At 62.3% G+C, this 21341-nt stretch carries 17 protein-coding genes; 5 read left to right on the top strand and 12 right to left on the bottom strand.

The features are described from left to right. The first annotated feature begins 299 nt into the window (after positions 1 to 299). The gene (locus YUO_RS0122930) at positions 300 to 719 is read left to right on the top strand and encodes an acyl-CoA thioesterase (RefSeq protein WP_028349381.1); all 420 of its coding nucleotides are present in this window, start codon (positions 300 to 302) and stop codon (positions 717 to 719) included. Positions 720 to 807: 88 nt separating this feature from the next. Continuing rightward, a complete protein-coding gene (locus YUO_RS0122925; RefSeq protein ID WP_028349380.1) occupies positions 808 to 1959 on the top strand; it encodes an ABC transporter substrate-binding protein in 1152 nt (383 codons plus the stop codon). 171 nt (positions 1960 to 2130) lie between these two features. On the opposite strand, the gene YUO_RS0122920 is transcribed toward YUO_RS0122925, so the two are convergent. The 3 genes from YUO_RS0122920 to YUO_RS0122910 are packed head-to-tail and all read right to left on the bottom strand — an operon-like array spanning position 2131 to position 5674. Then, positions 2131 to 2862, bottom strand: a complete 732-nt coding sequence (locus tag YUO_RS0122920) for an ABC transporter ATP-binding protein (RefSeq protein WP_028349379.1) — start codon at positions 2860 to 2862, stop codon at positions 2131 to 2133. Then, positions 2859 to 4628, bottom strand: a complete 1770-nt coding sequence (locus YUO_RS0122915; RefSeq protein WP_051379591.1) for a branched-chain amino acid ABC transporter ATP-binding protein/permease — start codon at positions 4626 to 4628, stop codon at positions 2859 to 2861. The genes YUO_RS0122920 and YUO_RS0122915 overlap by 4 nt, the downstream gene beginning before the upstream one ends. A 5-nt stretch (positions 4629 to 4633) precedes the next feature. Beyond that, positions 4634 to 5674 carry a branched-chain amino acid ABC transporter permease gene (locus YUO_RS0122910; RefSeq protein ID WP_028349377.1) on the bottom strand — a complete coding sequence of 347 codons (1041 nt, stop codon included), beginning with the start codon at positions 5672 to 5674 and terminating at the stop codon, positions 4634 to 4636. Positions 5675 to 5846: 172 nt separating this feature from the next. Between YUO_RS0122910 and YUO_RS0122905 the strand changes: the two genes are divergently transcribed. Next, positions 5847 to 6365, top strand: coding sequence for a MarR family winged helix-turn-helix transcriptional regulator (locus YUO_RS0122905; RefSeq protein WP_028349376.1), 519 nt, complete (start codon positions 5847 to 5849; stop codon positions 6363 to 6365). Between the two features lie 60 nt (positions 6366 to 6425). Here the strand turns inward: YUO_RS0122905 and YUO_RS41420 are convergent, their stop codons facing one another. The 9 genes from YUO_RS41420 to YUO_RS0122860 form a co-directional block, all read right to left on the bottom strand. Then, complete coding sequence (locus YUO_RS41420; RefSeq protein WP_051379590.1) at positions 6426 to 8573, bottom strand: EAL domain-containing protein; 2148 nt, start codon at positions 8571 to 8573, stop codon at positions 6426 to 6428. A gap of 179 nt (positions 8574 to 8752) precedes the next feature. Beyond that, a complete protein-coding gene (locus tag YUO_RS0122895; protein ID WP_028349375.1) occupies positions 8753 to 10042 on the bottom strand; it encodes a glycerate kinase type-2 family protein in 1290 nt (429 codons plus the stop codon). Positions 10043 to 10176: 134 nt separating this feature from the next. Then, positions 10177 to 11403 carry an ABC transporter substrate-binding protein gene (locus tag YUO_RS0122890; protein ID WP_028349374.1) on the bottom strand — a complete coding sequence of 409 codons (1227 nt, stop codon included), beginning with the start codon at positions 11401 to 11403 and terminating at the stop codon, positions 10177 to 10179. 162 nt (positions 11404 to 11565) lie between these two features. Next, the gene (locus tag YUO_RS0122885) at positions 11566 to 12795 is read right to left on the bottom strand and encodes an ABC transporter substrate-binding protein (RefSeq protein ID WP_028349373.1); all 1230 of its coding nucleotides are present in this window, start codon (positions 12793 to 12795) and stop codon (positions 11566 to 11568) included. A 236-nt stretch (positions 12796 to 13031) separates the two neighbouring features. Further along, a complete protein-coding gene (locus YUO_RS0122880) occupies positions 13032 to 14045 on the bottom strand; it encodes a branched-chain amino acid ABC transporter permease (RefSeq protein ID WP_028349372.1) in 1014 nt (337 codons plus the stop codon). A gap of 2 nt (positions 14046 to 14047) precedes the next feature. Next, positions 14048 to 14926, bottom strand: a complete 879-nt coding sequence (locus tag YUO_RS0122875; protein WP_028349371.1) for a branched-chain amino acid ABC transporter permease — start codon at positions 14924 to 14926, stop codon at positions 14048 to 14050. Between the two features lie 11 nt (positions 14927 to 14937). After that, complete coding sequence (locus tag YUO_RS0122870) at positions 14938 to 15651, bottom strand: ABC transporter ATP-binding protein (RefSeq protein ID WP_028349370.1); 714 nt, start codon at positions 15649 to 15651, stop codon at positions 14938 to 14940. Next, positions 15648 to 16445, bottom strand: a complete 798-nt coding sequence (locus tag YUO_RS0122865) for an ABC transporter ATP-binding protein (protein ID WP_028349369.1) — start codon at positions 16443 to 16445, stop codon at positions 15648 to 15650. The genes YUO_RS0122870 and YUO_RS0122865 overlap by 4 nt, the downstream gene beginning before the upstream one ends. A gap of 69 nt (positions 16446 to 16514) precedes the next feature. Further along, positions 16515 to 17378, bottom strand: coding sequence for an IclR family transcriptional regulator (locus YUO_RS0122860; protein ID WP_028349368.1), 864 nt, complete (start codon positions 17376 to 17378; stop codon positions 16515 to 16517). A gap of 167 nt (positions 17379 to 17545) precedes the next feature. Between YUO_RS0122860 and YUO_RS0122855 the strand changes: the two genes are divergently transcribed. Both YUO_RS0122855 and pimA read left to right on the top strand, forming a co-directional pair. Further along, on the top strand, positions 17546 to 19642 hold the full coding sequence (locus YUO_RS0122855; protein ID WP_028349367.1) for a 3-hydroxyacyl-CoA dehydrogenase NAD-binding domain-containing protein: 2097 nt from the start codon (positions 17546 to 17548) through the stop codon (positions 19640 to 19642). Next, entirely contained in the window at positions 19642 to 21315 is a 1674-nt protein-coding gene (pimA, locus tag YUO_RS0122850; protein ID WP_028349366.1) for a dicarboxylate--CoA ligase PimA, read from the top strand. The genes YUO_RS0122855 and pimA overlap by 1 nt, the downstream gene beginning before the upstream one ends. Positions 21316 to 21341: the final 26 nt, after the last annotated feature.

Below are 21341 nucleotides of genomic sequence, written 5' to 3'. Positions count from 1 at the left end.
CAACTGCATCACCATGCTGCCGCTCAGGCTGGCCGAACTCGTCAGCCAGTTCCTGTTCACCCGTCGATCCATCGCCACCATCGACAAGCCCCCACCCATCAATCCCAGCATTCGCAAACCTCCAACCTCCCCAAACCAGATGGAGTTCTGCTATGGCTGATCTTCCCCGGACAGCCCTGCGCTTGCGGGGGAGGGTTGGGGAGGGGGTGTCTCCGCGGGCGACACTCTCCGTGTGGAGCGAGCCCCCACCAGCTAAACTCATCTGACCAAAATCATCATGCTCTAGGACACTTCATCCCATGTTCGTCAACCGGCGCGATGTGCAGATCCAGTGGGGCGATTGCGACCCCGCCAACATCGTTTACTACCCGCGGTATTTCGCGATGTTCGACGATTCCACCTCGATCATGTTCGAAGCCGCCGGCTTTTCGAAACAGGACCTCATCCACAAATATGGCCTCGTCGGCATTCCCATGGTCGACACAAGGGCCAAATTTCATATCCCGTCCACCCATGGCGACTGGATCAGAATCGAAAGCCGGATCGAGAGCTTCAAGCGCTCCAGCTTCGAGGTGGTCCACAACGTGTTCAAGGGCGAGGCATTGGCGATCGAGGCATTCGAAACCCGCGTGCTGGTCGGCAAACACCCGGACGATCCCGCGAAGCTGAAATCGGCGCCGATGCCGCCGGAGATCGTCGAGCGTTTCATGCGGGGCTGACTTACTATCCGGCATGACCTAAAGAAGGGGCTGAATTAAGGGCCCGGTTTTGCTTAAGACTGCAGATAATAATCCAAGGGAGGAATGAATGAAGAAGGCTTTTCTGTCCGCCGCGGCTGTCATCGCAGCCCTTGCGCTGCCCGGGGCTCCGGCCATTGCACAGACCAATGAAATCACGATCGGCATCACCGTCACCACGACCGGTCCCGCAGCCGCTCTCGGTATTCCCGAACGCAACTCGCTCGATTTCGTGCCGAAGGAAATCGGCGGCGTGCCGATCAAGATTATCGTGCTCGATGACGGCGGCGATCCGACCGCGGCCACCACCAATGCACGGCGCTTCGTCACCGAGTCGAAGGCCGACATCATCATGGGCTCCTCGACAACGCCTCCGACGGTTGCGGTCTCCACGGTTGCGAACGAGGCGGGGATTCCGCATTTCGGCTTGGCGCCGCTGCCGATCAACGAGGCCCGCATGAAGTGGTCGGTCGCGATGCCGCAGCCGATCCCGATCATGGGCAAGGTGCTCTACGAGCACATGAAGGCGCACGGCATCAAGACCGTCGGCTACATCGGCTACTCCGATTCCTACGGTGATCTCTGGGTCAACGACTTCAAGACCCAGGCCGTGCCCATGGGCCTGACCATGGCTACCGAGGAGCGCTTTGCCCGTCCGGATACGTCGGTCGCCGGCCAGGTGCTGAAGCTGGTCGCCGCCAATCCCGACGCCATTCTCATCGGCGCTTCCGGCACCGCAGCGGCGCTGCCGCAGACCACGCTGCGCGAGCGCGGCTACAAGGGCCTGATCTACCAGACCCACGGCGCCGCCAGCATGGACTTCATCCGCATCGCGGGTCCCGCGGCGGAAGGCGTGATCATGGCTTCCGGTCCGGTGATGTCGCCGGAGTCCCAGCCCGACAGCGCGCTGACCAAGAAGCCGGGGCTGGCGCTCAACACCGCCTACGAAGCCAAGTATGGCGCCAACAGCCGCAGCCAGTTCGCCGGCCATTCCTACGACGCCTTTGAAGTGCTCAAGCGCGTGATACCGGTGGCGCTGAAGAAGGCCAAGCCGGGCACGCCGGAATTCCGCGAGGCGATCCGTCTGGCGCTGATCTCGGAGAAGGAAATCGCGGCAAGCCAGGGTGTCTACAACTTCACCGAAAAGGATCGCTACGGCCTCGACGACCGCTCGCGCATCATCCTGACCGTGAAGGACGGCAAGTACGTCCCGGCGAAGTGAGCGTAGGCAGCCGTTAAACCCTCATGGTGAGGAGGCGCGAAAGCGCCGTCTCGAACCATGAGGCCCGGCTCGTGCCATTCATCCTTCGAGACGCCGCTTGCGCGGCTCCTCAGGATGAGGTCTGACAGGGGTGGGCACGGCGCGAGCGCGCCTTTGCCCACCGCCGACTAACTAAATCCCGCTTGCGCCCTCGTGCTGGAAGCCGAGATAGCTCGCTGCGACGCGCTGATTGCTGGCGATATCCTTGGCCGATCCGGACAGGATGAATTCGCCGAGTTCCATGACGTAGGCGCGGTCGGCGATTTTGAGCGCCGCTTGCGCATTCTGTTCCACCAGCAGCACCGAGACCCCGGCGGCGCGCAATTCGCCGATGGTGCGGAAGATGTCGGCCACGATGATCGGCGCGAGACCAAGGCTCGGTTCGTCGAGCATCAACAGTTTTGGCGCGCCCATCAGGGCGCGGCCCATCGCCAGCATCTGCTGCTCGCCGCCGGAGAGCGTGCCGGCCAATTGCTTGCGCCGCTCCTTGAGCCGCGGAAACAGCGTGTAGACCCGCTCGAACGACCTCGCCGCGGTTGCCTTCGGAATCCGGAAAGCGCCGAGCTGCAGATTGTCCTCGACGTTCATCGTGCCGAACAATTCGCGGTGTTCCGGCACGAGACAGAGGCCCGCCGCGACGCGATCCTCGATGTCGAGCGGGGTCATGTCGGTGCCGGCGAAGGCGGTGGCGCCCTTGAGCGGCAGCACGCCCATGATGGCATTCAGCAGCGTGGTCTTGCCGGCGCCGTTGGCGCCGATGATGGTGACGATCTCATCGTCGGCGACCTCGAGCGAAACCGAGCGCACGGCTTCGACCTTGCCGTAGGAAACGTGGGCGTCGGAGACCGACAACAGCGCACTCATGCGGTAGCTCCGAGATAGGCCTTGATCACATCGGGATTGGTCTTGATCGCATCCGGCGTGCCCTCGGCGATCTTGGTGCCGAAATCCAGCACCACGACGCGGTCGGCGAGATCCATCACAAAACCCATGTCGTGCTCGACCAGCAGCACCGACATGCCGCCGTCCCGCAATTGACGGAGCAGGGCAGCGAGCCGCTGCTTTTCCATGTGGCGCAGCCCCGCGGCCGGCTCGTCGAGCAGCAGCAGCAATGGATCGACGCACAGCGCGCGTGCAATCTCGACAATGCGCTGCTGGCCGAGCGACAGGCTTCCCGCCAACTGGTCGATCTGGTCGCCGAGGCCGACGCGCTCGATCTGGCGGGCGGCTTCCGTCAGCAATTTCGCCTCATCGGCCCGGTCGAGCCGTAGCATGCTGGAGATCGCGCCGGCAGACCCGCGCAGATGCGCACCGATCGCGACGTTCTCCAGCACGGTCATGTCGGGGACCAGCTTGACATGCTGGAAGGTGCGCGCGACGCCGAGTTTGACAACCTCCTGCGGCGGAGCGTTGTCGACCTTGTTGCCGAGCACCGAGATAGTGCCGCCGGTTGTCGTCAGCACGCCCGTGATCAAGTTGAAGGTCGTGCTCTTGCCGGCGCCGTTGGGACCGATCAGGGCGACGATCTCACGGGCCTGGACTTCGAAAGAAACATCGTTGACGGCAATCACGCCGCCGAACTGCTTGCGCGCCTTCTCGATTTGCAGCAGCACGGCGGACGAAGCCTGTGCGCGCACGGGCGTGGCAAGCGGAAGCAACGCATCGGGCATCCTGCGGCCCGGCTGGATCGGCAGTCGCGCCATCAGCCAGGGCCAGACGCCGGTCGGCGCCAGTTGCAGCAGAACGACCAGCATAATGCCGAACACGATGGTCTCGAGCTGGCTCTGGCCGCCGAAGATATAGGGCAGATAGCTCTGCAGGATCTCCTTGAGGATCACGACGATGCCGGCGCCGAGCACCGCGCCCCAGACATAGCCGGCGCCGCCGACCACGGCGATGAACAGGTATTCGATGCCGGCCTGCGCGCCGAACGGGGTCGGATTGGCGGCGCGCTGGAAATGCGCATAGAGCCAGCCGGACAAGCCGGCGAGCACAGCCGCATAGATGAATACCAGAAGCTTGGCGCGCGGCGTCTGCACGCCGAACGCTTCGCCGGCGATATGCCCGCGCCGCAGCGCGCGGATCGCGCGGCCGGTGCGGGAATCCAGGAGGTTCATGGTCAGGAGCGCCGAGACCAGCACCGCAATCCAGATCACGAAATAGATCGTGTCGGGCTCGAGCATCCGGAAGTTGCCGATCGAGAGCGGCGGAATGCCCGAGATGCCGTCGTTGCGGCCGAGGAATTCCAGCTTGCTGAACAGGTAAAACAGGGCGATGCCCCAGGCGATGGTGCCGAGCGGAAGATAATGGCCTGACAGCCGCACTGTGACGATGCCGAGCAGGACCGCGGCGATGCCGCTGACCACGAGCGAGAGCGGCAGCGTGAGCCATGGCGAGACACCGTAGGCCGTGGTCAATACCGCCGTGGTGTAGGCGCCGAACCCGCAGAAGGCGGCTTGGCCGAACGAGGTGAGGCCGCCGACGCCGGTCAGGAGCACGAGGCCCATCGCCACCAGCGCGGCGAGGCCGATATTGTTGAGCAGAACGATCCAGAATGGCGGGACGCCCGGAATGAACGGAATCGCTGCCATGACGAGCGCGAAGATGATGAGGGGGGTGCGCTGGTTCATCGCCGTCAATCCTTCTCTTCCTCGACCGCGGGCGCTGCGAGCGAACGCAACACCAGCACGGGAAGGATCAGTGTAAAGACGATGACCTCCTTGAAATTGCTCGCGTAGAACGATGAGAACGCCTCGACGCTGCCGACCAACAAGGCTGCGACGGCGGTCAGCGGGTAGCTGACGAGTCCACCGATGATCGCGGCAATAAAACCTTTCAGGCCGATCAGGAAGCCGGTGTCGTAATAGAGCGTGGTGATCGGCACGATCAGGATCCCGGAAATCGCGCCGATCAGGGACGCCAGGAGGAAGGCGATCTGCCCCGAAAGCGTGGTGCGGATGCCGACGAGGCGGGCGCCGAGGCGGTTGACGGCGGTAGCGCGCAACGCCTTGCCCATCAGCGTGAAGCCGAAGAACAGCCACAGCGCGACGATGAAGGCGACCGTCAGCCCATACACCGCAAGGCTCTGGCCGGTGAAGCGCAGCGGGCCGATCGTCAGTGCGGCATTCGACAGCGCCGGCCCGCGCAGGCCCTCGGCACCGAAGAATACGAGGCCCAGGCCCTGAAGCGCGAGATGGCTGCCGACGGAGGCGATCAGCAGCACCAGCACCGAGGTATGAGCGATCGGTTGGAACGCGATGCGGTAGAGAAATAGCCCGATCGCCGCGACGATCAAAAGCGACAGCGCGATATTGACTGCAATCGGGGTCTTGGGACCGGCAAGGCCGTAGGTCAGGGCCAGGATCGCGGCGGGGAGAGCGATGTTGAGGGCAAAGGCGCGCGCGACCCGCCTGGGCCGTAGCGAGCGCCGCGCCTCAAACAGGTCGAGGCCGAACGCGACCACGCCCATGGCCATCGCCAGCTTTGCAGTGCCCGGCACCTGACCGGTTGCGAGCATGGCGTAGCTCAGCGCGCCGAAGGTCACGAACTCGCCCTGCGGGATCAGGATGACGCGGGTGACGGCAAACACCAGCACCAGCGCGAGCCCGAGCAGCGCATAGATCGCGCCATTGGTGATGCCGTCCTGCAGCAGGAACAGCATGATCGTCGTATTCAAGACTGGCGCTCCCCCTAAAAGCGTCGCCGGTCCTGACCTCGCACGGTCCGCCGGCCGTCCCATATCTCGGCAGTTGAAAGGCGCCGATATTTGATATATCCAATAACAATTATCAAATATAACATCAAGGCCCGGTCACCGGCCGAGCCTTTTTCGGGGCGAGCCTCACGCCATGACAGTTTCCAAGGCAGCGACCGATGTCGTCAAGTCGTCGCGCGGCAACGGCAAGGAAATCGCCGATGGCGCCGCGGAGAATGCCGGGCTGCAGTTGGGCGAACTGGCCGACCTGCTCGGCTATTCGCTCAAGCGCGCGCAGCTCAAGGTATTCGAGGATTTCCTGCGCTGTGTCGCGCCGCTGCAACTGACGCCGGCGCAATTCTCGGTGCTATTGTTGCTCGACCGCAATCCCGGGCGCAACCAGACCGAAATCGCCAACACGCTCGGCATCCTCAGGCCGAATTTCGTCTCGATGCTGGATGCGCTGGAGAGCCGCGGCCTATGCGCCCGCATGCGCTCGACCAACGACCGTCGCTCCCACATCCTGGTCCTGACGGAAAAGGGAAGGGCGGTGCTGGCACGCGCCAAGAAGCTCGTTGCCAGCAAGCACGAGGCGCGTCTCAACGAGTTGCTGGGTCCCGCCAACCGCGTAGCGCTGCTCGAAATGCTGTCGAAGATCACGGCGGAGTTTTGAGGACTAACACCGTCATTCCGGATTCGCGCTTCGCGCGCTCCGGAATGACGAGCCGTACAATCACGCCGCGACGATGCGGCCTTGAGCCTCTCGCGGCCCGCGCCCCGACAGGAACTGCCGCTCGATCTCGGCGGCGGGAAGCGGCTTGCTGAACAGGAAGCCCTGCATTTCCGTGCATCCCTCGGATGCGATGCTGTGGAGTTGCTCCGCGGTTTCGACGCCCTCGGCGGTCGCCGTCATGCCCATGCCATTGGCGAGCGCGGCAACCGCGCGCACGATGTTGAGCGAGCTCGAATTCTCGGTGATGTTCTTGACGAACGAGCGGTCGATCTTGATCTTGTCGAACGGAAAGCTCTGTAGGTAGGTCAGCGACGAATATCCGGTGCCGAAATCGTCCATGGCGATCCGGATTCCGAGCGCTCGCAACTGATGCAGCAGCGCGAGCGTCGCTTCCTTGTTGTGGAGCAACACGCTCTCGGTGATTTCGATCTCCAGCCGCGTCGGCGCGAGACCGGAGGCGGCGAGCGCGCCGACGATCACCTGCATCAGGCCGGGACTGCGAAACTGGATCGCTGAAATGTTGACGGCGACGTGAAGGTTGTCGGGCCATTGCGCGGCGGTGGCACAAGCCTGCCTGATGACCCACTCGCCCATCGGCACGATGAAGCCGATCTCCTCGGCCAGCGGGATGAAGGCGGCCGGCGAGATCATTCCCTTGATTGGATGATTCCAGCGTATCAGCGCCTCGAAGCCGCTGATCTCCTTGCTCGCCAAGTTGACGACCGGCTGGTAATGCAGCTCGAACTCGCCCGCCGGCAGCGCCTTGCGCAGATCCTGCTCCATGATGCGGCGGGTTTGCATCTGCAGGTCCATCGCAGGCTCGAAGAAGCGGAACGTGCTGCGGCCGTCGCTCTTGGCGCGGTAGAGTGCGAGGTCGGCATTGCGCAGCAATTTGTCGGGGTTCGATCCGTCGCCGGGACCGACCGAAATGCCGATGCTGACGCCGATCACGGCCTGCTGGCCGTCGATTTCATAGGGCTCGCTCAACACATCGATGACGCCCTGCGCCAGCGAAGTGGCATCGGCAGGGTCCGAGATCGTGGCCTGCACGATGACGAATTCATCGCCGCCCATCCGTGCGATCGTGTCGGATTCGCCGACGAGCCGGCGCAACCGTTCGGCGACGCTCCTGAGCAACTTGTCGCCGCAGGGGTGGCCGAACGTATCGTTCACGGCCTTGAACTGATCGAGATCGAGGTGATGAACAGCCACCATTTCCCCGTCCGAAACGCTGCCCAGCGCATATTCGAGCCGCTCGTTCAACAACACCCGATTGGCAAGATCCGTCAGCGCATCGTGATGCGCCATGTATTCGATCTTGACCTCGGACTGGCGCTGCTCGGTGATGTCCTCATGCGTCGCGACCCAGCCGCCGCCGGGCATCGGGCGGTGGCGGATCTTGAAGGTACGCCCGTTCTTCAACTCGACGATGCTGTCTTTCGCCTCATTGGAAACCGCCACGTTGGTGCGCCATTGCAGATATTCGTCGCGCGTCATGGCGGGGAAGCTGCCGGCTTCGAAGCGCAGGTCGACGATCTCGACCAGCGACATGCCGGGGCTGACGCGCTCGGGCGCAATATCATACATCTCCACGAAGCGATCGTTGCAGACGATCAGGCGGTGGTCGGAATCGAAGAAGCAAAGCCCCTGCGACATGTTGTTGATCGCGGTGTCGAACTGGAAGTTCCTGACGCGCAGGGCCTCTTCCTGCTCCTTGCCGAGCTCGTATTGTTTCTTCAGCCGGGCATTGAGCGCTTCGCGCTCGGTGATGTCCTCGTGGGTCGCCATCCCGCCGCCGTCCGGCATCGGATAGACGGTGTAGGCGACGATCCTGCCGTCGGTGAACTCCTGCACCGTGGTGTCAAGTGCGATGTCGCGACCGACGCGCTCACGGATATAATCATCGACCGCGACCTGCACCTTCAGTCCGAGTTTCAGCCGGTGCCGGATCAGTTCTCGTGTCGGTGTTCCCGGTTTCACCTGTTCAGGCGAGAGCCCGTACATTTCCCTGTAGCGGCGGTTGCAGAAAACGACCTCGCGCTTCTCGTCAAATACGACGATTCCAAGCGACATATGGTTGATCGCGTCCTCCAGCCGAGCACTCAAATGCGCTGACCGCGGCGCGGTTGTCGGGATGTGATCCGTCATAGAGCGTTCCCCAGCCGCCACTGGCGGCTCTCCTCCTCCAGGAGAACGGCCATTAGATGCCAGGCTGGTGAATCGCGCCTTCGAGTTAGGCAAACCGCGCGCGGGTTCCTCGCAAACTGCTCAACAAAGCGTTAATGCCGTTACGGCGCATGCGAGGCTCCGGCAACTGCCCCGGCGATCTACGCCGGCTCCACCAAGATCACCCTGACGTCATTGACGTTGGTGAGGGTCGGGCCGATCAGCAGGAGATCGCCGGTGGCCGCAAAGAACGCGGTCGCATCGTTGTTGGCGAGATAGGCTGCAGGATCGAGGCCGAGCGACTTCATCTTCGCGAACGTCGCCTGATCGATCAAAGCGCCGGCCGGGTCGTTCGCACTGCCGGCGCCGCCGTCGGCGCCGTCGGTGTCTGCGGCCAGCGCCACAATGCCGGACGTATCCTTCAGAAGATCGGCCAGCGCCAGCGCATATTCCTGGTTGGGACCGCCGCGGCCATTGCCACGCACGGTCACCGTGAGTTCGCCGCCCGACAGGATCGCGATGCGTTTGCCCTCGCTTTGTGCTTTCAGCGCCAGTCGCGCATGATCGGCCGCCACCTCGCGCGCTTCGCCTTCGAGATCCGCGCCGAGGCCAACAACCTCATACCCTGCGTCCTTCGCGACCTTGATCGCCGCGTCGAGAGAAGCCTTCGGTTTTGCGATCATCTCGAATTGCGCGCGGGCAAAGGCGGGATCGCCGGGCTTGCAGCTCTCGTTCCTGGGATCGTCGAGCGCCCGCCTGACGGCATCGTCGACTGTGAGATTATACTTCGCAACCAGGGCGCGGGCGTCCGCCAGCGTGGAGGCGTCCGGTACCGTCGGTCCCGATGCAATCGCGGACGGATCGTCGTGCGGTACGTCGGAGATCGCAAGCGTTACGATCTCGGCGGCGCGCTGCCCGGCGCGCGCCAGCCGGCCGCCCTTGATCCGCGACAGATGCTTGCGCACAACGTTCATCTCGCCGATCGGCGCGCCCGAACGCAATAGCGCGCGGTTGACCTGCTGCTTCTGCACGAACGAAACGCCATCTGCGGGTGCAATCCAGTTTGCCGAGCCGCCGCCGGACAACAGCACCAGCAAAAGATCGTCCGGAGTCGCCTCTGCGGCCAGACGCAGCGTCTCGTCGGCGGCTTTCAGCCCGGCTTCATCGGGCACCGGATGGCCGGCTTCGACAACCCTGATGCGCCGCGTCGGCACGCCGTGGCCGTGGCGCGTGGTGGCAAGGCCGGTCAGCCGCGACGGATCGAGGCCGAGCGTATCGAGGTAGTGCCGTTCGGCCGCGGCCGCCATCGCTGCCGCGCCCTTGCCTGCGGCGAGGCAGATCACCTTGCCCTTGGGCGCGGGACGCAGATGCGCGGAGAGCACGACGTCGGGATGCGCGGCCGCAACGGCCGCATCAAAGATCGCACGCAAGAGGGAACGTCGGTCGGTCATGATCTGCAAACGTTGGCTGCTAACGGGACGGGAGGTCTGGTTATCCATCCAATCGTTGCAAAAGAAAACCCCCGCGGAAGGTCCGCGGGGGGTGCGTTAGGCCCGCAAAATGGGCCGATCAGGATTCGAAATGCCTAGCCGCCGGCATCGCTGGAGAGGATCTCGCCGAAGCGTTCCCAGGTGTCGCCTTTGAACTTCACCAGTTGTAGCTGAGAAATTGGCGCAAAGTCGGTTGCTGACGTATTGATCTTGATGCCCGGTAACAGTCCCCCGAGTTCGAGGTCCTTGATGGACGCGGCCTGCTTCATGACGTTTTCCCGGGTCAGGTTATCGCCGCAAGACTTCAATACATGCTCCAGCGTTTGTGCCACCGTGTAACCATATACTACGAATGCATCGGCGCGGTTGGCTTCCGGATAGTACTTGTCCAGGAATTCGTTCCAGGCCTTCATGCCAGCATCATTCTTGAATTCAGCATCGGCGGGATCCTTGAGGTACTGCGAAGAGATAATGTCTTGCGCATTCTCAAACCCGGCGGGCTTTATGACGCTGCCGATCGAGGCCGAGACGCTGTTGAGGAAGTGCAGGGGCTTCCAGCCGAGTTCGGCGTTCTTCTTGATCGCCTGCGCCGCAAACTTCGGCGTCGTGATGTTGACGAACACGTCGGCACCTGTTGCCTTCAGCTTGACGATGTGTGAATCGATCGTCGGTTCGGAGACTTCGTAGCTTTCCTCGAGCACGATCATCGATGCGGCCTTGGCGCCGAGACCGTCCTTGAAGCCCTTCAGGTAGTCCTTACCGTAATCGTCGTTTTGATAGAGAATCCCGATCTTCGCGTTCGGCTTCTCCTTCAGAATGTACTTGGCATAGATTTGCGTTTCGCTCTGGTAGTTGGGTTGCCAGCCCATCGTCCACGGGAAGCTCTTTGAGTCGTTCCACTTGGTGGCGCCAGTTGCGACGAACAGTTGCGGCACCTTCTTGCTGTTCAAATATTTCTGAATAGCCGTGTTCGGCGGGGTGCCCAGCGGATTGAATACGATCAGCGCTTCATCGCTCTCCACTAGCTTGCGTGCCTGCTCCACCGTCTTCGGCGGGCTGTATGCGTCGTCATAGCTGATGAAGTTGATCTTGCGGCCGTTGATGCCGCCCTCGGCGTTGACCTTCCTGAAATAGGCCTCTTCGGTCTTGGCGATCACACCATAGGCCGAAGCCGGTCCGCTGTAGGGCATGATATTGCCGATCTTGATTTCGGAGTCGCTCGCACCGGAATCGTATTTCTTCTGTGCGAGAACGCCGCTCGAACTCGCCGCGAGCAATCCAAACGCGGCCGAAACCACCGCAAGTTTTTTGATTGTGGACACTTCTGTCTCTCCCTTTTCATTTCTTAATGTAACTGTCGGGCCTCTTGACGAGGCTCTTTTGACAGCGTCGTGATTAGCATCTTGCCAAAGGCGTCACAATAAAAAGGCCCCTGCGGCAAAAGCCGCAGGGGCTGCATCTTAAGCAGAGCTCGCGAAAGCGGGTTAGCCGCCGACGTCACCGGATAGGATTTCGCCGAAGCGTTCCCAGTTCTCGCCCTTGAATCTTATCAGTTGCAATTGCGAGAGCGGAGCAAAATCGGTTGCCGACGTGTTGACCTTGACTCCAGGGAGCAGGCCGTTGAGTTCGAGGTCCTTGATGCTGGCCGCCTGCTTCATGACGTTTGCGCGGGTCAGGTCGTCGCCGCAGGCCTTTAGCACGTGCACCAAGCCTTGGGAGACGATATAGGCGTACATCACCGATGCATCGGCCCGGTTGGCTTCCGGATAATACTTATCCAGGAACTCGTTCCATGCCTTCATCGCGGCATCGTTCTTCCATTGAGCGTCGGTTGGATCCTTGAAGTATTGCGACGAGATGATGTCCTGCGCGTTCTCGAACCCGGCCGGCTTCATCACGCTGCCGATCGAGGCCGAGACGTTATTGAGGAAGTGCAGCGGCTTCCAGCCGATCTCCATGTTCTTCTTGATCGCCTGAGCCGCGAACTTCGGGGTGGTGATGTTGAAGAAGACGTCGGCGCCGCTCGACTTCAGCTTGACGATGTGGGAGTCGATCGTCGGTTGAGAGACTTCGTAGCTCTCCTCAAGGACGATCATTGATGCGGCCTTGGCGCCGAGCCCGTCCTTGAAGCCCTTCAGGTAGTCCTTGCCGTAGTCGTCGTTCTGATAAAGAATTCCGATCTTGGCGTTCGGGTAGTTCTTCAGGATGTACTTGGCGTAGATCTGCGACTCGCTCTGGTAGTTGGGCTGCCAGCCCATGGTCCAGGGGAAGTCCTTCGGATCGTTCCACTTGGTGGCGCCGGTGGCGACGAACAGTTGCGGCACCTTCTTGCTGTTCAGGTATTTCTGGATCGCCGTATTTGGCGGTGTGCCCAGTGAATTGAACACGAGCAGCACTTCGTCGCTCTCGACCAGCTTGCGCGCCTGCTCCACGGTCTTCGGCGGGCTGTAGGCGTCATCATAGCTGACGAAGTTGATCTTGCGGCCGTTGATGCCGCCCTCGGCGTTGATCTTCCTGAAATAGGCCTCTTCGGTTTTGCCGATCACGCCGTACGCGGAAGCCGGTCCGCTGTAAGGCATGATGTTGCCGATCTTGATTTCGGTGTCGCTGGCGCCGGTGTCGTATTTCTTCTGCGCGAGTGCGCCGCTGCTGGTCGCGGCAAGCAATGCGAGGGCAGCCGCAAAGGCTCCCAAACGCAAGTTGATGGCGGACATTTTTTGATCTCCCTAGGATCGGTGACTGTGTCATTGTTTTTGATTGGAGCGCTTGGCGGCTCTTGGGCTTTATTGAATACCTTTCGGCTGCACTCAGCAACAAAAAGCCCGCCGCGACGGCGTCGCGGAGGGCGGTATTTAGTCGGATGATCCGGGAAACTACCGTCCGGCGGAATATTGGTTAACGGCCAGGTTCGCCGCTGATGATATCGCCGAACAGAGCCCGCAGCGTGCAGCTACTTCTTAAATTTACTGAGCACCTGCTGCGCAACAATTGCGATCTGCCTTGCGCCGTGCGGCACGAGGAAGATGACAATAAACAAGAGCACGCCGAACACCGCGCCGGAAAGGCCCTTGGAGATGCTCTCCGCGATATTCGGCACGAAGATGATGAAGGCGGCGCCCACGATCGATCCCGGCAGCCAGCCGACGCCACCGACGACCATGCCGAGGAACAGCGAGATCGCTAGGGTGATGGTGTAGCTGTCGGGCGCCACGAACTGCACCGCGATGGCGCCGAGCCCGCCGGCAACGCCGGTGATGCCGGCCGAGACGCCGAACGCCAGCGTCTTGTAGAGGGCGACATCGACGCCCATCGCGGAGGCCGCGATCTCGTTGTCGCGGATCGCCATGAAGGCGCGGCCCGATCGCGACCGCAGCAGGTTGACGGAAGCGATGTAGATGCCGATCGTAATCACGAGCGTGAAGTAGTAGAGCCACATGTCTTGGCCCATCGGCAGGCCGAACGGCGCATCGGGCTTGGTCACGACCAGGCCCTGAACGCCGCCGGTCCAGTGCTCGACAAAGTGCAGCTTCAAGAGTTGCGGCATGGCGACCGCCAGTGCGAAGGTGGCCAGCGCGAGGTAAATGCCGCTCAGCCGCAGCGCAGGCTGACCGAACGCGAACCCGAAGGCGAAGCATATGAGGCCCGCGATCGGCAGGGTTAGCGCGTAGTTCATGCCGGCGTGTTCCATCAGGATCGCCGACGTATAGGCGCCGACCGCGTAGAACGCGCTCTGGCCGAGCGAGAACTGGCCGCTTCCACCGGTCAAGATGTTCAACGCCAGAACCGCAAGCCCGTAGATCAGGAGCATCGTCATCTGGAAGATGATGAAGTTCTTGACGAACAGCGGCGCGAGCACCAGCGCACCCAGCACCACCAGCGAGGTGCCCAGCCCGAGCGTCATGGCTCGCTTCGGAACGGCCTCGACGGCCGGGGCTTCTGTGACGACTTCCTCAACAGCGCTCATGATCAAACTCGCTTCACGATGGGCCGGCCCAACAGCCCAGCCGGTTTGACGACCAATACGGTGATGATCAGCGCTAGCGCGATCGGCAGTTTCAACTCGTTACCGACGCCGGGAATGTAGGTCCCGGCGAGATTTTCAAAGATGCCGACCAGGAAGCCGCCGAGCACGGCGCCGAGCGGCGAGGTCAGGCCGCCGAGCACGGCCGCAGCAAATCCGTAGATCAGCACGCCGCCCATCATGTTCGGCTCCAGGAACACGACCGGTGCAATCAGGATGCCCGCGATGGCGCCGATCGCCGACGCCATGCCCCATCCGAGCGCGATCATCCAGGAGGTGTTGATGCCGACCAGGCGTGCCGATTCAGGCAGCGAGGCGGCCGCGCGCATCGCAAGGCCGATCCGCGTGAACTGAAAGAAGACGTAAAGCGCGACCAGCAGCAGCAAGGTGACGCCGATCATGCCGGCCTGATGGGTCGAGATGAGCTGGCTGCCGAGGAAAGGCGATGATCCGAACGGCGTCGGATATTGCTTGATGGTGAAGTCCCAGATCAGCCCGGCTACCGAGTTGACGACCGCAAACAACGCGATGAAACCGGCGACGTTGGTGAGGACCGGCGCCTTGGCGAGCGGCTTGAACAGCAACCGCTCGATGACGATGCCGCCGACGAACGAGATCACCAGCGTGAGCAGGAACGCCCACCAGTAGGCGATGCCCCACTGCATCAATTGCCAGGAAATGAAGGTCGAGAACATCGCCATTTCGCCCTGAGCGAAATTGAGATGGTCGATCGCCTGGTAGATCATGACGACCGCGAGCGCCATACAGGCATAGATCGCGCCCGTGGCGATGCCGGCCAGGACTTGGTTGGTAAATAGCTCCATGGCCGCGCTCCTCAGTAGCCGAGATAGGATTTACGGACGTCTTCGTTGGTCGCGATGTCCTTGGCGTTGCCCGACATCACGATCCGTCCGGTTTCGATCACGTACGCCTGGTCGGCGAGCTCCAGCGCCAATTGTGCGTTCTGCTCCACCACCAGAATGGTGACCTTGTCCTCGCGGTTGATCTTGCCCAGAATCTTGAACAGGTCGCGCACGATCAAGGGGGCGAGACCGAACGACGGCTCGTCCAACAGCATCAGCCGCGGACGCAGCATCAGCGCGCGCGCGACCGCGAGCATCTGCTGCTCCCCGCCGGATAGCGTTCCGGCCTGCTGGGTATGCCGTTCCTTCAGCACCGGGAAGTGGTCGTACATGCGCTCGATGTCGGAGACGATGTTCTTCCTGTCGTTGCGGGTGATGGCCCCAAGCTGCAGGTTTTCCTCCACCGTCAAGGTGGTGAAGGTGCCGCGGCCCTGTGGTACATGGGCGATGCCGAGGCGAACGACGTTTTCGGTCGATTGGCCGGAGAGCGGCTTGCCCTCGAACTCGATCGCTCCGGTCGAGCGCACCATGTTGCAGATCGCGCGCAAGGTGGTGGTCTTGCCGGCACCGTTGGCCCCTAACAGGGTGGTCAGCGAGCCCTCGTTGAGGGCGAAGGAGAGGCCGTGAAGTGCCTGGACCTGGCCGTAATAGGCGCGGAGGTCCTTGACGTTGAGCATCGAGGTCATTGGTCCTTGCTCCCCAGATAGGCTTTGATTACATCCGGGTCGGCCTGGACCTGGGCCGGCGTTCCCTCGGCGAGCTTGCGGCCGAAGTTGAGTGCGACGACGTGGTCGGCGATCGACATCACCAGACCCATGTGGTGTTCGACCAGCAGTATGGTCATGTGGCGCTCGTCGCGGATGCGCTTGATCAGGTCGCCAAGCACGTGGACTTCTTCGTGATTGAGACCGCCGGCGGGTTCGTCGAGCAGCAGAATCTTGGGATCCGCGGCCAGTGCGCGAGCCAGTTCGACCCGTTTTTGGGTGCCGAACGGCAGGCCTGACACGATGGTGTGGGCGACGTCATCAAGGCCGAGATAGGTAACGATCTCGTGGACGTGCTTGTTGAGTTCGGCCTCGCCACGGCGCACCCAGCCCAGTCGCAAGGAGTCGCTGATGATGTCGCTATTGGAACGGGAATGGGTGCCGACGCGAACGTTGTCGAGCACCGAGAGATTGGGAAACAGCGCGACGTTTTGGAAGGTGCGGCCGATGCCGATCTCGGCGATCCGGTGCGGCGGGCGCGTCAGGATGCTCACGCCTTCCATCAGGATGTCGCCGGAAGACGGCTGATAGAGTCTGGAGAGGCAATTGAACAGCGTCGTCTTGCCGGCACCGTTCGGTCCGATCAGCCCGAGGATGTTTCCCTTGTGCATGTCAAAGGACACACCGTTGAGCGCGATGATGCCGCCGAACACGACGCTGACGTCGCGGACCGCGAGCAGGGGAGCATTGCCCTGCGCGAGCTGTGCCTGCGTCATCGCGTCCCGCCCGCCCTGATCACGGAGCGGGAATGACCGCGCAAATGTTTTTGCCGGTCATGGTGAAGGCTATCTGATCCCCTCGGCCAAACGTGCAACTCTTCCTCCTGCTTTCAACTTCTTGTTCTCTGATTTTTTTGATTGTGGTGCTGCGCCGCCCAGCGCTGCTTCGATGTTCCTTACCATCGTGACAAGGCGAGGTCCAATGTCGTTGATCAAACGATCTTCCGTGAAACGGAAAGCGGGCGCGCCGCAATTGAAGGCATACGGTCCGGTTCCGTCGCTGAGCTTCAGCGGCACACCTACGGCGTGCACATCGTCCTGCCATTCGCCGGCAGAGATAGTGAATCCGTGACGCGCAAGCATTTCGCCCGCGCGTTCGATGCCGTCACGCATTTTGGGCCAGCGATTGCCGTAATGGTCGCGCAGCTCGCGCAACAAGGACGCACGTTCGTCGTCGGGCAGTGCCCAGAGATAGGCCCGTCCCATCGCGGTGGTTGCGATTGGAACGCGTGAGCCGACGTCAAGCTGCACACCGAGCAGCCCGGTGCGGCTCTGGCCGAAATAGATCATGCTGTGACGGTCGCGCCCGCCGACCGCGACGGCGCCGCCGGTCTCGCGCATCAGCGCTTCGCGATAAGGCTCGGACAAATGCCGAACGCCGAGATTGGCAAGGGCGGCATACCCCAGCGCCATGGCTGATGGTGCGAGTTGATACTTCTCGAAGCGCGGAACGGGTGTAAGATAACCAAGCTTGGTCAGAGTGTAGGTCAGCCGGGAAATGGTTGGCTTCGGCAGTTTGGTGCGGGCGGCGAGTTCTTGATTGCCGAGCAGCCCGTCATTGGGTTGGAATGCGCGCAACACATCGAGTCCGCGGGAGAGCGCTACGACGAAGCTGCGATCAGTCGCCAATTTCTTCCCTGGTCGCTTCATTTCCCCGCTACTGCTGCTGATGAGCTCGTTGACAAGGGACGTGCTTCAAAATAACCCTCCCTGTCAAGGTGTGGAATTAAATTTCGCAGTGCGAAATTGATGAAATGGCCGTAGCCACTCAACGCAAGTTGGGCGGCATCCAAGAACAACGATCCAGGGAGAGTCCCGTGAGCGAAGTGGTAAAACTCGAGCGTCATGACGTCATCGCCATCGTCACGGTCAACAGTCCTCCCGTCAACGCGCTGAGTGCCGCGGTGCGCGGCGGCATCTTCGAATGCATGAAGAGCGCGATCGCGGATTCGGAAGTGAAGGCGATCGTGCTGACCTGCGCCGGCCGCACCTTCATCGCTGGCGCCGACATCACCGAGTTTGGCAAGCCGCCGAAGCCGCCGGGCCTGGCCGAGGTGCTTGATCTCATGGAGAAGTCGCCGAAGCCGATCATTGCTGCCATTCACGGCACGGCGCTGGGCGGCGGTCTCGAAGTCGCGCTGGCATGCCACTATCGCGTCGCCACCAAGGACGCTCGCCTCGGCCTGCCCGAGGTGAAGCTCGGCCTGCTGCCGGGCGCCGGCGGCACCCAGCGCCTGCCGCGCGCGGTCGGGCCCGAGTTGGCGGTCAAGATGATCGTTAGCGGCGATCCGATCAGCGCGGCGGAGGCGCTCAAGAACGGCCTGATCGAGGAGATCGTCGAGGGGCCGGCGTCGGGTGGCGAATCTTTTGCGCTGAAGGTGCTGGCGGAGAAGCGCCCGCTGCGCAAGCTGCGCGACGATGACTCAAAGCTCGCTGCCGCCAAGGCCGACATCTCGATCTTTACCAACGCAGTCGCCGCATTGACCAAGAAGGCGCGCGGGCTGGAGGCGCCGTTCGCCGCAGCCGATGCCGTGCGCGCCGCGATCGAGCTGCCGTTCGACGAAGGCTTGAAGAAGGAGCGTGAAGGTTTCCTCAAGCTGGTTTCCAGCGACCAGTCCAAGGCGCAGCGCTACGCCTTCTTCGCCGAGCGCGAAGCCGCAAAAGTCGCCGGTGTGCCTGATGGCACCAAGCCGCGTCCGGTCGAACGCGTCGCCATTATCGGCGCCGGCACCATGGGCGGCGGCATCGCGATGTCCTTCGCCAATGCCGGTATCCCGGTGACGCTGATCGAGACCGGCGAAGAGCAGCTCAAGCGCGGCATGGGCGTGATGCAGAAGAATTACGAGGCGACCGCGGCGCGCGGTGGTATCCCAGCGGATGCGCCGGCCAAGCGCATGGGCTTGATCGACGGCAAGGTCGGTCTCGAGCACGTCAAGGATGCTGACCTTGTGATCGAAGCGGTGTTCGAGACCATGGCGGTCAAGAAGGAGGTATTCGAGGCGCTCGATAAATACGCCAAGCCCGGCGCGGTGCTCGCTTCCAACACCTCCTATCTCAACATCGACGAGATCGCGAAGGTGACGAAGCGTCCGCAGGATATTCTCGGCATGCATTTCTTCTCGCCCGCCAACGTGATGAAGCTGTGCGAGATCGTCCGGGCCGACAAGACCGCGCCGGATGCCTTGACCACCGCGGTGTCGATCGCGCGCAAGATCGCAAAAGTGCCGGCGGTGGTCGGCGTCTGCGACGGCTTTGTCGGCAACCGCATGCTGGCCCAGCGCGGCAAGCAGTCGGAGAAGCTCTTGTTCGAAGGCGCGTTGCCGCAGCAGGTCGACGCCGTGGTGACGAAGTTCGGCATGCCGATGGGCCCGTTCGCGATGAGCGATCTCGCCGGCCTCGATATCGGCTGGCGTTCGCGAAAGGATCGCGGCATCAAGTCGGAAATCGCCGACGCGCTGTGCGAAGCGGGCCGCTTCGGCCAGAAGACCGGCAAGGGCTATTACAAGTATGAAGGCGGCTCGCGTGCGCCGCTGCCCGATCCGGAGGTCGAGAAGCTGATCGACGAGACGCTGCAGCGTCTCGGCCTCAAGAAGCGCGTCGTCAGCGACGACGAGATCCTCGAGCGCATGATGTACCCGATGATCAACGAGGGTGCGCGCATCCTGGAGGAAGGCATCGCCGCGCGGCCGAGCGACATCGATGTGATCTGGCTTTATGGCTATGGCTGGCCGATCTATCGCGGCGGTCCGATGTTCTATGCTGATCAGGTCGGGCTGAAGCATATTGCCGACCGGCTGTCGTACTATGCGAAGGAGACCAACGATCCGTCGCTCGAGCCGGCCCCGCTGCTCAAGCGCCTCGCCGCAGAAGGCAAGACGTTTGCGTCGCTGGCCGCGCAGTCGAAGGCGGCTTGATGGGGCATCCCGGAGAGCAGTTCTATCCGGAAGGCGTCCGCTGGGACGATCAGATCGCGCGCGGCACGCTGCCGGATCTATTGTCGGCAGCCGCCGCCGAGTTCGCCTCGCGGCCGGCCATCGAATTCCGCGACCGGCCGATCAGCTACGGCGAACTCGAAGCGTTGGTGGAGGCCGCCGCCAGCGCCTTCCTCCGCGCGGGCTACGGCAAGAACAGTTCGGTCGCGCTGTTCCTCGGCAATTCGCCCGATCACCCGATCAATTTCTTCGGTGCGCTGAAGGCCGGTGCCCGCGTCGTGCATCTGTCGCCGCTCGACGGCGAGATCGCGCTGTCGCACAAGCTCACGGATTCGGGCGCCCGCGTCCTGGTTACCAGCAATCTGTCGGCGCTGTTGCCGACTGCACTGAAATTTCTCGACAAGGGACTGCTCGATCGCCTGATCGTTTGCGAGGACGATCATTGGGGCAAGGTCGGGACACAGCAAGCGGCGCTGCCGGATGATCCGAAGATCGTCACCCACCAGCAATTCACCGACGGTGCGACAAGGCCCGTGCAATGGCCCGCGATCTCGGCCGATGATGTCGCGCTACTGCAATATACCGGCGGCACCACCGGATTGCCGAAGGGCGCGATGCTGAGCCACGGCAATTTGACGTCGGCGGTGTCGGTCTACGACGTCTGGGGCAAGCCGTCGCGCGCCGAGCGCAATGCGATCGAGCGCGTGATCTGTGTGCTTCCGCTGTTCCATATCTATGCGCTGACGGTGGTGCTGCTGTCGTCGATCCGGCGCGGTAACCTGATCTCGCTGCATCAGCGTTTCGACGTCGAGGCCGTGATGCGCGATATCGAGGTTAAGCGCGCCACCTTTTTCCCCGGCGTGCCGACCATGTGGATCGCGATCGCAGCGCTGCCGGACCTCGACAAGCGCGATCTGTCCTCGCTGGTCAGCGTTGGTTCGGGCGGCGCACCGCTGCCGGTTGAGGTCGCACGGATCCTGGAGCAGAGGGTCGGCATGAAGCTGAAGAGCGGTTGGGGCATGACCGAGACTTGCTCGCCCGGCACCGCACACCCGAAGGAGGGGCCTGACAAGCCAGGTTCGATCGGCCTGATGCTGCCCGGCATCGAGATGGACGTGGTGTCGCTGGACGATCCGACCAAGTTGATGCCGGTGGGCGAAACCGGCGAAATCCGCATCCGTGGCCCGAACGTCACCAAGGGATACTGGAACCGGCCGAAGGAGACCGCGGAAGCCTTTGTCGGCGACCGTTTTCTCACCGGTGATATCGGCTACATGGACGCCTATGGCTACTTCTATCTGGTCGACCGCAAGAAGGACATGATCATCTCCGGCGGCTTCAACGTCTATCCGCAGATGATCGAGCAGGCGATCTATACGCACCCTGCTGTGCAGGAAGTGATCGTGATCGGCATTCCCGATGATTACCGCGGCGAGGCCGCAAAGGCGTTCATCAAGCTGCGCGGTGACGCAAAGCCGTTCACGCTGGATGAACTGCGTTCCTTCCTCGCCGGCAAGCTCGGCAAGCACGAACTGCCTGCAGCGCTCGAATTCGTCGATGAACTGCCGCGCACGCCGGTTGGCAAACTGTCGCGTCACGAACTGCGTATGCAGCAACAGACTTCGAAAACCGCCAAAAGTAAAAACGTCGCTTAGCCGGAATGTAATTCATTCGCTCACAG

Origin of the sequence: Bradyrhizobium murdochi (genome assembly GCF_000472965.1) — a bacterium.
Taxonomy (GTDB): Bacteria; Pseudomonadota; Alphaproteobacteria; order Rhizobiales; family Xanthobacteraceae; genus Bradyrhizobium; species Bradyrhizobium murdochi.
Note: the sequence above shows the minus strand (reverse complement) of the source record. Positions and strands in the feature narration are given on the sequence as shown.

Bases quoted from the DNA above. Each gene is read 5' to 3' on its own strand.
- YUO_RS0122920 (WP_028349379.1), bottom strand. From the start codon at position 2,862: ATGAGTGCGCTGTTGTCGGTCTCCGACGCCCACGTTTCCTACGGCAAG.
- YUO_RS0122895 (WP_028349375.1), bottom strand. From the start codon at position 10,042: ATGACCGACCGACGTTCCCTCTTGCGTGCGATCTTTGATGCGGCCGTT.
- YUO_RS0122880 (WP_028349372.1), bottom strand. From the start codon at position 14,045: ATGAGCGCTGTTGAGGAAGTCGTCACAGAAGCCCCGGCCGTCGAGGCC.
- YUO_RS0122875 (WP_028349371.1), bottom strand. From the start codon at position 14,926: ATGGAGCTATTTACCAACCAAGTCCTGGCCGGCATCGCCACGGGCGCG.
- YUO_RS0122905 (WP_028349376.1), top strand. From the start codon at position 5,847: ATGACAGTTTCCAAGGCAGCGACCGATGTCGTCAAGTCGTCGCGCGGC.
- YUO_RS0122925 (WP_028349380.1), top strand. From the start codon at position 808: ATGAAGAAGGCTTTTCTGTCCGCCGCGGCTGTCATCGCAGCCCTTGCG.
- YUO_RS0122865 (WP_028349369.1), bottom strand. From the start codon at position 16,445: ATGACGCAGGCACAGCTCGCGCAGGGCAATGCTCCCCTGCTCGCGGTC.
- YUO_RS0122885 (WP_028349373.1), bottom strand. From the start codon at position 12,795: ATGTCCGCCATCAACTTGCGTTTGGGAGCCTTTGCGGCTGCCCTCGCA.
- YUO_RS0122870 (WP_028349370.1), bottom strand. From the start codon at position 15,651: ATGACCTCGATGCTCAACGTCAAGGACCTCCGCGCCTATTACGGCCAG.
- YUO_RS0122930 (WP_028349381.1), top strand. From the start codon at position 300: ATGTTCGTCAACCGGCGCGATGTGCAGATCCAGTGGGGCGATTGCGAC.
- YUO_RS0122860 (WP_028349368.1), bottom strand. From the start codon at position 17,378: ATGAAGCGACCAGGGAAGAAATTGGCGACTGATCGCAGCTTCGTCGTA.
- pimA (WP_028349366.1), top strand. From the start codon at position 19,642: ATGGGGCATCCCGGAGAGCAGTTCTATCCGGAAGGCGTCCGCTGGGAC.
- YUO_RS41420 (WP_051379590.1), bottom strand. From the start codon at position 8,573: ATGACGGATCACATCCCGACAACCGCGCCGCGGTCAGCGCATTTGAGT.
- YUO_RS0122915 (WP_051379591.1), bottom strand. From the start codon at position 4,628: ATGAACCAGCGCACCCCCCTCATCATCTTCGCGCTCGTCATGGCAGCG.